Source organism: Aeribacillus sp. FSL K6-1121 (assembly GCF_038003725.1).
Taxonomy (GTDB): domain Bacteria; phylum Bacillota; class Bacilli; order Bacillales; family Aeribacillaceae; genus Aeribacillus; species Aeribacillus composti.
Genome location: NZ_JBBOPS010000001.1, coordinates 1,154,391 through 1,169,665 on the forward strand (window position 1 = coordinate 1,154,391; position 15,275 = coordinate 1,169,665).

Here is a 15,275-nt window from a genome sequence, read left to right on the forward strand (position 1 = left end):
GCTAGAGGAGGAGCAGCATGGAAGCTCAACAACGTTATGTCGATTTACCCCTTGAAGATGTGCTGGGCGACCGTTTTGGACGGTACAGCAAATACATTATTCAAGACCGCGCGCTTCCGGATGTTCGCGACGGGCTGAAGCCGGTGCAGCGGAGAATTTTATACGCGATGCTGATGGACGGAAATACGCATGATAAAGGATTTCGAAAAGCGGCCAAAACAGTCGGGAATGTTATCGGGAACTTCCATCCGCATGGAGATTCTTCTGTATATGAAGCGATGGTTCGGATGAGCCAGGAGTGGAAGGTTCGCAATGTTTTAGTGGAAATGCACGGAAACAACGGAAGCCTTGACGGCGATCCTCCTGCCGCCATGCGTTATACGGAAGCACGGCTGTCCAAACTTGCTTCCGAGCTTTTAAAAGATATTGAGAAAAATACAGTCGAGTTTGTACCGAATTTTGATGATACAACGAAAGAACCCGTCGTTCTCCCCGCGATGTTCCCAAACTTGCTTGTCAATGGTTCAACAGGGATTTCAGCCGGCTATGCAACTGATATTCCTCCGCATAATCTCGGCGAAGTTATTGATGCTGTGATTATGCGAATGAATCATCCGGATTGCACAGTTGAGGAATTAATGGAAGTGTTAAAAGGCCCTGATTTCCCGACTGGAGGAATCATTCAAGGAATCGACGAGATTAAAAAAGCATATAAAACAGGAAAAGGAAAAATTGTTGTTCGCGGCAAAGCGGAAATTGAAAAAATCCGAGGCGGAAAAGAGCAAATTGTCATTACAGAAATTCCGTATGAGGTCAATAAAGCAAATTTAGTTAAAAAAATAGATGACCTTAAGTACGAAAGAAAAGTGGACGGAATCGCCGAGGTGCGCGATGAAACGGACCGGACAGGTCTTCGCATCGTCATCGAACTGAAAAAAGATGCCGATGCTGAAGGAGTTTTAAATTACTTATATAAAAACACAGATTTGCAAGTTCCATATAACTTTAATATGGTTGCAATTCACCGTCGGCATCCGAAATTATTAAGCCTGCCTGAATTGTTGGATGCTTACATCGAACACCGAAAGGAAGTCGTGATTAACCGATCGACTTTTGAGCTCCAAAAAGCTCAAGAAAGGGAGCATGTCGTAAAGGGATTAATCAAAGCTCTATCCATCTTGGATGAAGTGATCGCTGTTATTCGTGCTTCAAAAGATAAACGGGATGCGAAAGATAATTTAATCAGTGAATTTGCATTTACTGAGCCGCAGGCAGAGGCGATTGTCTCGTTGCAGCTGTACCGTCTGACAAACACTGATATTACAGCGTTGAAAGCGGAAGAAGAAGAGCTTGAGAAAAAAATCAAGGGGTTAACAAGCATTTTGGAGAATGAAAAAAAGCTTTCCAAAGTCATTCAATCCGAATTAAAACAATTGAAAAAAACATTTGCCGATGAGCGGCGGACGAAGATTGAGGCGGAAATTGAATCCATTACTATCAATATGGAATCCCTCATCGCAAGCGAGGATACAATTGTTACTGTGACAAAAGACGGCTATGTGAAACGTACAAGCTTGCGGTCGTATACAGCATCAAACGGAAAAGATTTCGGCATGAAGGATTCGGATCGACTGCTATGTCAGTATGAAATGAACACAACAGATGTTCTTCTCTTATTCACAAACAAAGGAAATTATTTATATTGTCCTGTTCACGAGCTTCCGGATATTCGCTGGAAGGATATTGGACAGCATATTTCAAGGACCATTCCGATTGATCAAGATGAACGGATTGTACAAGGCATTCCTTTAAAAAGTTTTGACGACGAGAAATTTTTCTTGTTTGTTACGAAAAAAGGCATGGTGAAGAAAACGGAAATTCGCCAATATAAAGCTCAGCGATACTCCAAGCCGCTTGTTGCGATCAATTTAAAAAACGACGATGAAGTGGTTGCGGTTCATATAACTGATGGAACAGGATTGATTTTGTTATCCACCCGTTTTGGATACGGTCTTTTATTTCACGAAGAAGAAGTGAATATTGTCGGCTCCCGTGCCGCAGGAGTCAAAGGCATCCAATTAAAGGAAGGCGATGCAGTCGTTTCTGGACTTGTGTTTGCTCAGAAACATGTTAACGATCAAAAGCTCGCCATTGTCACGCACAGAGGCGCTGTGAAAATGATCAATATCGGGGAAATCGAACGAACACAACGAGCCAGAAGAGGATCAATGCTGTACAGAGAGCTGAAAACAAACCCGCATCGGACAGCGGCCATCTTACTCGTCAACGGTAATGAGAATTTGGTATTGGAAACGGAGAAAGGCATCAGGGAAATAGTGCCTCTTTCCAATGTGAAGGTGACTGATCGATACAGCAACGGTTCCTTTTACATAGATAAAGAGGAGGCAGGAGAAGTCACTGATAGCTGGCTGGAAACGGAAGCATAAAAAATGATCACCCCTATCCGGATTTAGTGAGGATAGGGGTTTTTCACTCTATTTGCTTCATTGGCGGTTTAGGAGCGGGTTCTGAAAGAAAACCGCTTGGTCTCGATCAGACATATTATTCGGACACATTTCTAAACGTTGTTTGAAATGCATAATCTAAATGCCATTTATTTGCGCTTTCAATGGGATGGATGAGAAAAATCCGAATTTTCATTCTCTTCTAAGCATGAAAAACAAAACAACGACCCATTTTTTTCGTCAATAGCCCCATTCAAAAAACCGTTTAGACAATGAATAGGTTTGCTGCACCTTATACAGAATCCTACAAATTCCTCCAATTTCCCTTCACTTCCTTTGTGATCGTAGTGGTGTAGTTGAAAAAAGTTGGATATAACTTATTATACTTATTATATCAGAAGAAAGATGTTTAAGTTATTCTTCTTTTGTGCCAAACAAGCAGAATATCAAAACAAGAAAAAGAGCGCTTCCAAAAAAGAAAGAACCATATCGAAAGCCGCTTATTCAGCAACATCAGCGAAAATGACGTCACACACCGAGGCGCTTTTCGTTTTTAGCTTTCTATTCCCTGAAAAAACCGTTTCCGTGATGTTGAAATGGATCTTAGAAGCAACGAAGATGGAACGTAGATGGTGAAGAATGAGGCGGGGGATCGCCGCCTCTTTCTCCCGAAATTATTGAAGAATGCGTGGAAATAATACGTTATTTTCCAAATGAATGTGTTCAAATAAGTCTGATTCCAAAGCTTCTAAACGATTGTAAACGAGTTGATATGTTCGGCAAGCCCCGTCCGGAAGGGTATAGTCATTTGTGATCCGTCTAATTTCTTTTATGATATCCCCTGTTTTATCATGTTCATTCGTAAGATCGGCAATCATTTTTTTCATTTTTTGTTCGTTTTCGCTTGTCGGCTGCTTCTCGAATTGGCTAATAAGCGGAAATACTTCAGACTCTTCTTTCCATAAATGTTGTTCTAGTTCCGTTTTTAATTCATTAAACAATTTATGAATCTTTATTAGATGTGGATGATTTTCGCCGTGGACTCGCATAACTTTTGTCACATAGGGACTAAGGTTTGGCAGTTCTTCCAACAAATAACGATGATGTTTATTTATGATATGGTCAATAAGTTCTGAGTATGTTGCTGTCAACCAATTTTTCTCTGTTTTTTCATCAGTTGCAGCATACAGATCCTGCAATTGACTCATTAATTCCTCAATCGCCACTCCCCGTTTATCAGCTGCTTCTTTTAAAGAGCGATCACCGCCGCAACAAAAATCAATTTTATTTTTTTTAAAAACATCGCTCGCTTTCGGAAGCATTGCGACAATTTCTCCAACTGTCGTATTTTCCGTAAATATTGTTTTCATTATTTTTCCCTCCCAATTTCATTGTTAAAAAGATAATACCGCAACTCGTTCTTTTCAATAGTGACAGGTGTCACTTTCCCGTTTAGTGTTGTGGCTATTTTGTGACAAAACAAAGAGGTATGCAACAAATCACAACGTAGCTAGTTTTTTTCACTATAATGGAATTTAGAAGAAATTGTTGATGAAAGGTGGATACATGATGGCAACCGTCAAGAAATTAGTGATTCCAAAACAGCATGGAGCCTGGGCAATGCTTGTTATACCATTTCTATTAGGGGCTTATATAGGAGGGTTCTCTTGGATTCATATTCCATTATTTATCGGCTGGTTATGTTTATATTTAGCAACATATCCGTTACTGATGGCTATGAAAAATAAGCGCAAGCCATTTTATATAAAGTGGTTTGCTCTTTATTTTGCCGCTGCTGCCGCTATACTGCTCTTTCCATTAATGTATAGATGGGAAATAATATATTTCGGAATGGCGATGACACCGTTTTTTTTAATAAATATTTATTATGGGAAAAAGAAAAAAGATCGTGCTTTTTTCAATGATCTAGCAGCAATCGCTGTTTTTTGCATTGGAGGTCTTGCCAGTTCTTTTATTGTAAGCGGAGAAATAACAAAAGAAGCCTTCATCACCATAATGCTTTGTTTTTTATTTTTTGTGGGCAGCACTTTTTATGTCAAAACAATGATTCGGGAAAAAAACAATCCGAACTATAAATGGTTGTCATGGGGTTTTCATGTTTTCTTAATGATCGGCTTGGTCGCTACCGAATATGCCGTTTTTATAATAGCTTATATTCCGAGTGTTATTCGAGCTGTTTATTTTTACGGAAAAAAAATGCCGATTTTAAAAATCGGTTTAATAGAAGTGGGCAATGCCGTATATTTTTGTTTTGCAATGTTTATGATCATCAATCTGTTCATGCTGCCGTAAGCGCATTTTCCCTTTGCAGAAGGTTGATTGCCCAATGATCATTCGATTTTTTGGGGGAAGTAATGCCGATATATTTTTTTAAACGCTGTCAAGACAAAATTGGCCATGAAATTCCCCCGCAATCATCATGATGATTGCGGGGGGTACAGGCATTTCACTTAAATTTTTAATATCAGGAAAAAAAGGAATTATTATTCTTTTTCAGTCTTCAACGGGATGTTGTTGCCGTCAACATCCTCCATCATCCCATCAATTGTGCCCTCCGTATATGTATCTCTTATTTGTTCCTGCGTTATGGCCAAACCTTGTTTTAGGTCGGATTCGCTGCCGCTCTTAAAAGGTTCATCATATGCTCCGAAGGTTGGGTTATTTTTCATTTTCTTGTCTTGACGTTTTGTGGACATTTCGTTTCCTCCATGAAAATTCGTTTTCTTTTATTATGATTCTTAATCGCTTCAAACATTCATCAAAAATAAGTTTTCTTTTTGGCGGCCGCTACATAAAGATTTCTTTCTCCAATTGTTCAGCATCAACCAAATAATATCCGTCGTCATCAACAAGAATAAGACCCTTCCGCTTCATCTGGTTAAGCGTTCTGCTTACGGTTTCACGGGAAGTTCCGATCATATTTGCCAATTCCCGATTCGTTAAATGGGTTGTCAAACGATAAAGTTTTCCTTGCGGCAGTGCATTCGTTTTGGTAAGCCGCAACAGCAACAATACGATTTGTTCATATGTATTATGAAGAATTTGCTCTTCTAACCGATTTTGCAAATCTATGATTTTTTCACTCATCACACGAAACAATTTGATGGACAATACCGGAAAGAGCATAAGCGTTTCCTCAAAATCTTTGATGGGAATGACAATTAATGTAGATTCTTCCATAACTTCTGCATGAGCAGGGTAAGATCCTTTGCAAAAAAATCCGGTATGGGGAAACATTTCTCCATTCTGCAAGATGGAAACGATTTGTTCTTTTCCATTTCTGTCCGTTTTATATATTTTAATAGTTCCTGAATGGATGAAATATACGTTTTCCAGCATGTCGCCTTGCATGAATACATACGATTTTGGTTGATAGGTACGTACTTGAGAGATAGCAACTATGGAAGTCAATTCTTCATCAGACAGTTCACGGAAAAGGGGAACGCTTCTTAATCTTTCAAACACCCAGCTATTTGTCATGGTATCACACCTTTTTTTCAACTTTGATTTTCGTTTCATATTATAGCGTTTCTTTACAAATGAGTCGTGTGATGTAAATCATAGTTCCTAATAAAAATAAGGTGTCTAACATACTTAAGGTTTGGGGCAGACCACCTCATCCATTTGCGAATTACCGAAGCAATCGCGGGGAAGATCCGCAGCAGCTGAACATTTGTCAAAAGAATGACTTTTTCGTAAAAATCATTTCTTCCCTTTTACCGGAAAGTGTGATGGCTTTCACTTCGAAAATTTCACCTTTTTATATGATGAGAAGAAGCAGAGATATTTTTCATTTTAAAGAAAGGAGTTTGTATGTGATGATGGATTATGACCAAAACCCTTTTATTGTCATTTGGGAGTTGACGAGAGCATGTCAATTAAATTGTTTGCATTGCCGAGCCGAGGCGCAATATCATCGTGATCCCCATGAGTTGACTTTTCAGGAAGGAAAAAAATTAATTGATGATATTTTTGCGATGAACCAGCCGCTATTAGTATTTACCGGCGGTGATCCATTAATGCGGCCGGATTTATTCGCTCTTGCCGAATATGCTATTGAAAAGGGATTGCGTGTTTCAATCACGCCGAGTGCAACTCCAAATGTAACAAAAGAAGTGATGCAGAGGGCAAAAAATATCGGGCTTTCCCGTTGGGCATTTAGTTTGGACGGCCCGAATGCGGAAATTCATGATCATTTTCGCGGCACAAAAGGTTCTTTCGATTTAACGATGCAAGGAATCAAATATTTGCATGAATTTAAGATTCCTGTTCAAATTAATACGGTTGTATCACGCTACAATGTTCATGTTCTTGAAGAAATGGCGGATTTTGTTGAAAAACTTGATTGCGTTCTTTGGAGCGTTTTTTTCCTCGTACCAACTGGAAGAGGAAAACAATCGGATATGATTTCTCCCGCCCAACATGAACAAGTTTTTCGTTGGTTATATGAAAAGAGCAAACGTGTACCATTTGATATTAAAACGACTGCCGGACAACATTACCGTCGTGTCGTCTTGCAAGCCAAAATGCGTGAACAGCAAATAGATGGAAAAGAAATCCATTATGAAGATATTTTGTTTAAAGGGGCTACAGGGGAAGTGGACGGACTCGGCCGTGCTCCGAAGGGAGTAAATGATGGCAACGGTTTTGTGTTTATTTCCCATATTGGCGATGTTTATCCGAGCGGATTGCTTCCAATCAAAGCGGGAAATGTAAGACAAACACCACTGGCCGATATTTACAGAACTTCACCAATATTTCAAAAATTGCGCAATCCAAATCTTTATAAAGGAAAATGCGGTGTTTGCGAATTTCGTTTTGTTTGCGGAGGCTCACGCTCAAGAGCGTATGCTGTGACAGGCGACTATTTGGAAAGTGAGCCTTATTGTGTATACATTCCTAAAGCGCTTCGCCAAAAACGGGAAGTTTAAACCGTTGGAAACGCAAGCGGTTTTTCAATTTGATTGAATGGGCAAAAATCGGAAAAACATTTTTGTTGAGGTGAAATTTTAACAATTATTTGGCAATCAATAATTATATGATAAAGTTCACAAACATTCCCCGCCTATTTTTATGGTACAGATGATGGCACCATTCATCTGTTTAGGAGGGGGATTTTGGTGAAACAAAAAGCATTACTGCCAGTCACCACTTTAGCCATGACATTTGCATTTGCCGTATGGCGAATTTTATCTCCGTTAGCAAGTACGTTCCAAGATATTTATAACCTGACAGCAACATAAAAAAGCATCTAAGTTGCCAACCCGTCTTGCAAGGTTCTGTCATGCGAATTCCACTCGGAATTTACTGACCGGTATGGCCGACGGTAAATGTATTCTTTGCTTTTATTATTTTTAATTGTCCCATAGTTGGCGTCAGTTTTGCCAATTCTTACGGAATGACGATATTTTGAGCTTTTTCATTGGAATGGACGAACGTCATTTGCAATTTCAGTTACATTTTTTTTGGTTGACACCTCTGGAAAAACAAGGAACAGCGATTATCCCCTGCAGGAAGACAGCATTTGTAAAAAGATTTTCCTGGAAGGGGATTTTTTTGGCTGGGAAACGATTAAACGAAAATTTTAAATGTGATGCCGTTTGTTTGGGAGCTGGAAGAAGAGCCAAAAACACCAAAATAATTGGGACTTCTTTCATAAAAAAAGCTGTCCCTTTCAGGAAAGGAACAGTCTTTGAAAAACGTTTAGGAAAGGAACCCTAGCTGCCTTAATGCTTTTTCGCTCATTCTATCAGGGGACCAAGGCGGATTCCAAGTGATTTGGACATTTACGTCTTGAATGCCTTCAATATCACGCAACGCGCGTTTCACACCGCCTGCTATTGAGTCGTGCAACGGACAGCCGGGTGTAGTCAATGTCATTAAAATGAATGCAGTTCCGTCTTTTACTTCAATCTTATAGATCAGTCCTAAATCAACAACATTAATTCCCAATTCAGGATCTAAAACGTTTTGCAGTTTTTCCAAGATCTTTGCTTTTATTTCCATTGTAACATCACCCTTTATATTTCAGTAAATCGTTCCCTCATTTTTTTATTTCAGCAATACGGAGCCAATCGTACAGGCAAATAATCCAGAAAACAGCACCATTCCTCCTTGAGCAAGATAAAATAGACCAGTACTTGAAGAGGCAAGAGCAGCGATCATGCCGATAAGACTCGCAACAAATAAACAGCATTCCATCACAATCCATTTTTCATTTATCATTTGTTTCAAAGTCGGCACCGCTTCTTTGCCGATTTTTTTGCTATACCGGTGTGTCCACCATAGAAAAGGAACAATTTTATATAAGTAGCCAATGATGCTTAATACAATCCAGCCGAACAGATAACAGTAGATGATGATGGAAAAGATGCGGGAATGGATTTCACTTTGAAAAGAAAAACCGGCCGCCGCTATATGCAGGATGACTCCAAAAACAATGGCCAAAAGAGCAAACAGAAAAGGTTTATCCAGTTTTTTCTTCATCCTTTTCTTTAAAATGGCAAACATATGGTATGCAAACAACCCATATCCGACAGCCATCAATTGAAGCCCTGCTGATAACAACCGGTCATTTGCCGTTATAAAACTGATGAAAGTTAACACAAGACCGCTTATATAAAAAATGTAGACATATCGGGCCGTGTTCATTGAAAAATGATGCGCCAATGAAAACATCGGAACCATTTTGTAAGAAAATCCGAAGATAAGAAGTGTAAACCAGCCGGAAAATCCCAGCAATATATGTGCTTTGAAAATCAAATCATGATCGATTAATTGTCTGCCGCTCCAAAAATGATAGGCAAGCGTCAATCCGAGCCCGATCGTTAAGAGCAAACAAATGAGGGCAGTACCAACAAATAAAGTGATGACCGTTCTTTTCTTCTGTTTTTTTAATGTCATGAACATCTGCCATAAAAACATTACAATCCCGCAAGTAAGAAGCAAGCCTGAAAATATAGCCATTTGAATATTAAAGGCCAGGCTGATGCTAAAAGATAGTATTCCTAATGACGTGACGACCATTTGGATAAAAGCAAATGATTCATTCCATATCGGGGTTAAAAACACGACTGGAACAAGCTGATACATGGCCCCCATGGCTGTCATTAAAGCAAAGCCAATCACTAATAAATGGACAGCTGACAATACGACAGGAAGGCGCATTTCTCCGGTTGAAAGCTGACGAGTTGACAGAAATAAAAGAATTTGAGAAAGGAAAAACGCCAGCAAGCCAAAAATAATAAACGAAAAAGGGATTCGAATATTCGTTTCATAAGTATGATTAGCCGTCATCATCGTCATCCTTCTTTTCAATCGTTATTTCATAGCTTCCATCACTGCGCTTTTGCGTTTGATAGGTATAACCGAGATCGTCAAGCTGTTCAAATAAAAACATCGGGCGGCGGTCATTAATAATTTTCAACGCTTCTCCTTTTTTTAATTTTGCTAATGCCGTTAAAGTCCGCATCATCGGTTGTGGGGGCTCTAAGCCGCGATTATCCAGTATCATTTTTTCATTCCTCCGTTTTAACAAAGGTAATTTTCCAATGTTTATCCTCTATTTTTTCCGCTTGATAAGAAAACCCTTTTTTCTTCATGATAGGAAAAAGCGGAACAGGTTTAAACGGAGCGTGTAAAATAAATACATCTCCTTGTGCAAGAGGCTGAATGGCCGCCATGATTTTTTGAAACGGCTCTAATTTCTTCTTTAAATCTTCGCGAACATCTAATTCAACAGTTTTTCCCATCCATATTCTCCTTTCCATCTTTTTTATCAATGTTCATCATAGTAAAAACAATTCCCGCAATTTGTGATTTGCTTCACTTCATCGGCATCACTTTTGAAAAGTTTATGAATAATTGATTCGTGATGCCGTATTGGCATATATCCTTCCAATTGAGGGAAGGGAAGATGTTGCAACATCAATTGAACTGCTTGTTAGAAAATGTTTCAGTTTTCAATGAAAGATCGGTACCATTTCGCTAAGGATATTGTTTTGCTTGAAATAGAAAGGAGAGTGTGTGTTTTTAAAGCGGAAACAGCTGATGGCATGTAGGGAAATTTATTTCTTTGTTAATATGGTCAGCGGCCATTGTGCGAAAAATACGTCTAACCCGGACAAAGCGCTATTGCAAAAAGATCATTCTAACATTGAAAGTATGTCATTGACATCAAAAAGATGGTTGCCTGAAAAGTGTGCTAGAAGAAAAAAGCGGGGCGTAAACCAAGTTAATGCCATTCTCGAAAACGATTGAGAAGTTGTTCATCTATTTAGGTAGCTGGTATTTTTTCATCTTATTGTAAAGTGTAACTTGTGAAATCCCTAATTCTCAGGAAGCTTTGGATTTGTTGCCGGCGGTTTTCTTTAATGATTTTTCTATCAGTTGTTTTTCGATAGTATCTTTTTTTCAATCAACTTTGAGTTTTTTCGAGTCTGGACGGATTCTCGACAGGTGACCCGAAATGGAAAAAGCTAAGAAGATCCTGTTGATGGATGAACGGTTTTCTAATATAATAACCATTCTTTCCATCAAGTCGCCAAGCATTGGTACATTGTCCATAATGAAAACTGCTGATTCTATTATGAAAGCCTCCGTTTGCCGAAATCGTAAAATATTTTTTGTGTATCTATTTTGCTTTCTCAATTCATTATATAGAGCCCCATCATGTTAGCCATAAAAAAATGATAAATTGGCAAAATGTATTCCAAATAGGTTTCTTTTTCAGAAAATTTTTTTTACAATTAATTTAACCTTTTATGATCATTCGAATTTATGTGACAGAGATCTCATTCTATTGTTTATCTTGTCTGTAACATATGAAGAATGAATGTATAAGGAGAGGAAGATGTTGCGAGATCAATTAACCGCCCTTTATTGAATTTGCGCATTTCGGTGACAGACCGATGGAATTTTCGTTGTGTATTCTGTATGTTGAAATGGAAGGAAGACAGTATTCTTTTATGAAACGGGAATAACTAATGACGTTTCAAGAAATATATCGTTTGGTCAGCCCCTTTACGTTTAGGCATTCGAAAAATTCGTCTGACCGGGGGGAAACCGCTCCTCCGAAAGGACATTGATGTACTAATATCGATGTTAAAAAATATTCAAGATCTTCAAGACGTTTCATTGACCATTAACGGATATTTTTAATATCATATGCCAAGCGTTTAAAAAAAGCGGGCATGAACCGGATCAATGTCAGTTTAGATGCTTTAAATAACGAAATTTTTTCTAAAATGAACGGAGGTAAAGCAAAGTCTGAGGAAATTGTTAGAGGAATTGAAGAAGCGGTTGCACAAGGTCTGGCCGTAAAGGTGAACATGGTTGTAAAAGGAATAAATGAGAGTGAAATTTTACCGATGGCTCGTTTTTTTGAAGAAAAAGGAATGACGATCCGCTTCATCGAATATATGGATGTCGAAACCTTAAACGGTTGGAAAATGGACGAAGTTTTGACGAGCAAAGAAGTTCATGATATGATTCACCAAGAAATACCTCTTAAACCAGTTCAGTCAACGTTTTTGGTGAGGTTCCTAAAAGGTATCGATACCGAGGTACGGATGTGGAAGGCGGTTTTATTTCTTCCTTATCAGGAGCTTTTTGTTATGATTGCACGCGAATGCGCCTATCAGCTGACGGTAAAAAGTATACATGCTATTTGCCTCAAACGGCGTTGATTTATTAGTTAAAATGCGAAAGGGAGCAAGCGGTGAAGAAATATTGGATGAGATCACCCGTGTTTGGCAGGCTCGGGACGATCGTTATTTCGAAGAAAGAGGAAGGATCAATGCTCTTTCTGCAAACAGACGTGTGGAAATGTCTTATATTGGCGGGTGAGGTGTGATTGATGAGTGTATCTGAACATCGCAGCAAGGCAAATGACCCTGTTCGCTGCAAAGTGATCACCGTTTCTGATACGAGAACGAAGGATACGGATAAAAGCGGTGCATTAATCATCGAATTATTAACGAGAGAACAAATGGAAATAATAGATTACGAGATTGTGAAAGATGAACGGGAAGCCATTCAATCTGCTGTGAAAGAGGCTTCTGACGAAATTGATGTTTTTTTATTGAACGGCGGGACTGGTTTTACAAAACGGGATGTGACGGTTGAAGCGGTAAAAGAATTGCTTGACAAAGAAATGGTTGGTTTTGGGGAATTGTTTCGTTATTTAAGCTATAAAGAAATTGGAAGCGCATCCATGCTTAGTCGAGCGCTTGCCGGTTCAATTGGACAAAAAGTCATTTTTTGCATGCCGGGATCGACAAATGCGGTTCGTCTTGCCATGGAAAAGCTGATTTTGCCGGAACTTCGCCATCTTGTTTGGGAGATGAATCGTCAGTGAACAAGATGATCGGGATTGTGCTGGCAGGAGGACAGTCGAAACGGTTTGGGCAACCGAAAGCATTTGCGAAAAGAAATGGAAAGGAATTTATTTTATATAGTATCGAAGCGCTGCAATGTATCACAAAAGACGTGGTTGTTGTCATACATCCTGAAATAGATACGAAATGGCTGCAAAGGAACCAGCTGACATATATTCAAGATCTCGAATTGTATCAAGGAAAAGGACCTCTTGCCGGCATTTATTCCGTTATGTCCCAATTCAAATCCGAATGGTATATCGTTTTACCTTGTGATACTCCTTTTATCAATTCGCATTTGTTGAAAAAATTACAATTATACAGAAATGACGGTTGTGAAGCGATTGTTCCTAGTGTTCACGGAAATATTCAGCCATTGATCGCCATGTACCATCATCGAGTGAAGGAAAAAATACGATGGCACCTTGAACAAAATAAGTTAAGCATGAAGCATTTTCTTCCAAGTATTCATACTAGATATGTTGAGATCAATGATGACGATGCTTTCATCAATATTAATACAAAGGATGAATATGACCAGTATATTGTTCATAATAACCTTTTTCCTCAAGCCTCCTTTTCCAAAACAAAATAAATGTTCCTTGGTAGTATCGGGTGGGGGCAAGAAGGGTGGAAAGGAATGGGAGCGTTGCGAAAGCCAATTCAAGTAGAGGAAGCAATCGACCGGGTGTTGGAAAAAAGCTATGAAGGTGAAATAGAGTATGTATCAATCGAAAACAGCTTTCATCGTGTGCTTGGTCAAGATATAACTGCTACAACGGATGTACCTGGATTTGATCGATCCCCTTATGACGGCTATGCTGTTTGGGCAGCATCGACCGAGGCCGCTTCAGCTTCCAATCCAGCAGTTTTGGAAGTCGTCGGGACTCAAGGAGCAGATTCTGTTTGGAAAGAATCTTTAAAACCTTTTCAAGCCGTTAAAATTATGACTGGCGCTGCCATTCCAGAAGGTGCAAATGCCGTCATCATGAAGGAATTAACACAGGAATTCAGAAAAGACGGAAAGACATATGTGCAAATAAAAAGAAAAGTTGAGGCAGGAGAAAACATCTCCCGCATCGGAGAAGATATGAAAAAGGGCAGTTTGCTTGTCGAAAAAGGAACCGTGATCACTCCGGGAATATCCGCTGTTCTGGCAACGTTCGGGTATCACTACGTTCCGGTTATGAAGAGCCCAAAGGTTGTCGTCATAGCAACCGGGAGCGAATTGCTTGAAGTGTATAAACCGCTGGAAAAAGGAAAAATTCACAACAGCAATACTTATATGCTGCAGGCACAAATTTTCAGAGCTCACGGTGAACCGATTTTATACGGAATTGTGAAAGACACATTTCAAAATATATTTCAAGCTGTTACAAAAGCAATGCAAATGGCCGACATTATCATCACAACAGGCGGAGTGTCAGTGGGCGATTTTGATTATATCCCAAAGGTGTACGAGCATCTTCAAGCCCAAGTTTTATTCAATAAAATCGGCATGCGTCCAGGGAGTGTTACCTCTGCAGCAGTTGTCGGCAACAAAATTTTGTTCGGCCTCTCAGGCAACCCTTCCGCTTGTTATGTCGGTTTTGAGCTGTTTGTCCGTCCGTATATAAGGGCGATGCTCGGACAAAAAAATTGTTATTTAAAACGAGCCCGGGCGATTTTAACGAAAGATTTTTTAAAGCCGAATCCGTTCACGCGCTTTGTGAGAGCAAAACTGTCCTATCATGATGGAAAGCTAGTAGCTGATCCGATTGGAAGGGACAAATCAAATATTGTTTCATCCTTAATTCATACTAATAGTTTAATTGTTTTGCCTGGCGGAAGCAGAGGATTTCAAGCAGGCAGTGAAGTTAACGTGCTGTTAATCGAAGATGAAGAAGGAGCCTCCAGTTGGCTATGATGATTTTACAAGTGGTAGGGCATCAAAACAGCGGAAAAACTACGCTAATTGAAAAATGCATCAAAGAGCTGACCAATCATGGGATAAAAGTCGGTACTTTTAAACATCACGGTCATGGTGGAAAACCGGATATTCCAAAAAAAGATACGTATCGGCATTGGGAAGCTGGTGCTGTTGTTTCAGCGGTTCTAGGGGAAGAAACTTTGCTGTTGCAAGCTGAAATAAAAGCGAATGAACATTTTTCGAACATTATGGAACTTTACCGGCATTTTTCAATTGATGTATTGATTATCGAAGGATTGAAAAAAGCTCCATACCCTAAAATTGTCTGTATCCGTGATGAGAAAGATCTTCATCTGCTTGATTTATCAAATGTGATCGCATCGATTAGCTCGATCCCTTTGAAAGAAAAACATTCATTTTTTATTAAAGATGAAGATTTGTATATCAGCTGGATCGTGAACTATGTAAAGGAGAAGCTGTTGGAAATGAGACAATAATTCCATT

General features: G+C 39.3%; 15 protein-coding genes and 2 pseudogenes. 9 read left to right on the forward strand and 8 right to left on the reverse strand.

Annotation, left to right across the window (positions count from 1 at the left end):
* The first annotated feature begins 17 nt into the window (after positions 1–17).
* A complete protein-coding gene (gene parC / locus NSQ61_RS05815; protein ID WP_340806269.1) occupies positions 18–2,447 on the forward strand; it encodes a DNA topoisomerase IV subunit A in 2,430 nt (809 codons plus the stop codon).
* A gap of 692 nt (positions 2,448–3,139) precedes the next feature.
* Here parC and ric read toward each other — a convergent pair.
* Positions 3,140–3,835, reverse strand: a complete 696-nt coding sequence (gene ric, locus NSQ61_RS05820; protein WP_340806271.1) for an iron-sulfur cluster repair di-iron protein — start codon at positions 3,833–3,835, stop codon at positions 3,140–3,142.
* 199 nt (positions 3,836–4,034) lie between these two features.
* On the opposite strand from ric, the gene NSQ61_RS05825 reads away from it, so the two are divergent.
* Entirely contained in the window at positions 4,035–4,778 is a 744-nt protein-coding gene (locus NSQ61_RS05825; protein ID WP_063387675.1) for a YwiC-like family protein, read from the forward strand.
* A 191-nt stretch (positions 4,779–4,969) separates the two neighbouring features.
* Here NSQ61_RS05825 and NSQ61_RS05830 read toward each other — a convergent pair whose 3' ends face one another.
* A complete protein-coding gene (locus tag NSQ61_RS05830; protein WP_242009325.1) occupies positions 4,970–5,182 on the reverse strand; it encodes a YozQ family protein in 213 nt (70 codons plus the stop codon).
* A gap of 91 nt (positions 5,183–5,273) precedes the next feature.
* Complete coding sequence (locus NSQ61_RS05835) at positions 5,274–5,966, reverse strand: Crp/Fnr family transcriptional regulator (protein WP_130156977.1); 693 nt, start codon at positions 5,964–5,966, stop codon at positions 5,274–5,276.
* A gap of 338 nt (positions 5,967–6,304) precedes the next feature.
* Here NSQ61_RS05835 and NSQ61_RS05840 point away from each other — a divergent pair, with 338 nt between their 5' ends.
* Positions 6,305–7,417 (forward strand): TIGR04053 family radical SAM/SPASM domain-containing protein, encoded by a 1,113-nt coding sequence (locus NSQ61_RS05840; RefSeq protein ID WP_144598044.1) that lies wholly within the window; start codon positions 6,305–6,307, stop codon positions 7,415–7,417.
* Between the two features lie 189 nt (positions 7,418–7,606).
* Positions 7,607–7,729, forward strand: coding sequence for a hypothetical protein (locus NSQ61_RS05845; protein WP_268753464.1), 123 nt, complete (start codon positions 7,607–7,609; stop codon positions 7,727–7,729).
* Positions 7,730–8,189: 460 nt separating this feature from the next.
* Here NSQ61_RS05845 and NSQ61_RS05850 read toward each other — a convergent pair whose 3' ends face one another.
* The 5 genes and pseudogenes from NSQ61_RS05850 to NSQ61_RS20220 all read right to left on the reverse strand — a co-directional run bounded on the left by NSQ61_RS05850 (position 8,190) and on the right by NSQ61_RS20220 (position 10,886).
* Entirely contained in the window at positions 8,190–8,492 is a 303-nt protein-coding gene (locus NSQ61_RS05850; RefSeq protein WP_063387670.1) for a metal-sulfur cluster assembly factor, read from the reverse strand.
* A gap of 45 nt (positions 8,493–8,537) precedes the next feature.
* Positions 8,538–9,785 carry a hypothetical protein gene (locus NSQ61_RS05855; RefSeq protein WP_339192850.1) on the reverse strand — a complete coding sequence of 416 codons (1,248 nt, stop codon included), beginning with the start codon at positions 9,783–9,785 and terminating at the stop codon, positions 8,538–8,540.
* A complete protein-coding gene (locus NSQ61_RS05860; RefSeq protein ID WP_063387668.1) occupies positions 9,772–9,999 on the reverse strand; it encodes a DUF2249 domain-containing protein in 228 nt (75 codons plus the stop codon). The genes NSQ61_RS05855 and NSQ61_RS05860 overlap by 14 nt, the downstream gene beginning before the upstream one ends.
* Before the next feature lie 4 nt (positions 10,000–10,003).
* The gene (locus NSQ61_RS05865; RefSeq protein WP_063387667.1) at positions 10,004–10,237 is read right to left on the reverse strand and encodes a DUF2249 domain-containing protein; all 234 of its coding nucleotides are present in this window, start codon (positions 10,235–10,237) and stop codon (positions 10,004–10,006) included.
* Positions 10,238–10,757: 520 nt separating this feature from the next.
* Positions 10,758–10,886 (reverse strand): annotated as a pseudogene (locus NSQ61_RS20220) (helix-turn-helix domain-containing protein).
* Positions 10,887–11,351: 465 nt separating this feature from the next.
* Here NSQ61_RS20220 and moaA point away from each other — a divergent pair.
* From moaA to mobB, 5 genes and pseudogenes are all read left to right on the forward strand, one after another.
* Positions 11,352–12,332, forward strand: a pseudogene (moaA, locus tag NSQ61_RS05870) (GTP 3',8-cyclase MoaA).
* Positions 12,333–12,342: 10 nt separating this feature from the next.
* Positions 12,343–12,843 carry a MogA/MoaB family molybdenum cofactor biosynthesis protein gene (locus tag NSQ61_RS05875; RefSeq protein WP_094245859.1) on the forward strand — a complete coding sequence of 167 codons (501 nt, stop codon included), beginning with the start codon at positions 12,343–12,345 and terminating at the stop codon, positions 12,841–12,843.
* A gap of 5 nt (positions 12,844–12,848) precedes the next feature.
* Positions 12,849–13,457: a molybdenum cofactor guanylyltransferase gene (locus NSQ61_RS05880; RefSeq protein ID WP_340808061.1), complete on the forward strand. Its 609-nt coding sequence runs from the start codon at positions 12,849–12,851 to the stop codon at positions 13,455–13,457.
* A gap of 45 nt (positions 13,458–13,502) precedes the next feature.
* Positions 13,503–14,768, forward strand: a complete 1,266-nt coding sequence (locus NSQ61_RS05885) for a molybdopterin molybdotransferase MoeA (protein ID WP_340806277.1) — start codon at positions 13,503–13,505, stop codon at positions 14,766–14,768.
* Positions 14,765–15,268 carry a molybdopterin-guanine dinucleotide biosynthesis protein B gene (mobB, locus tag NSQ61_RS05890; protein ID WP_201108594.1) on the forward strand — a complete coding sequence of 168 codons (504 nt, stop codon included), beginning with the start codon at positions 14,765–14,767 and terminating at the stop codon, positions 15,266–15,268. Before NSQ61_RS05885 ends, mobB begins: the two co-directional genes overlap by 4 nt.
* The last annotated feature ends 7 nt before the right edge of the window (positions 15,269–15,275 follow it).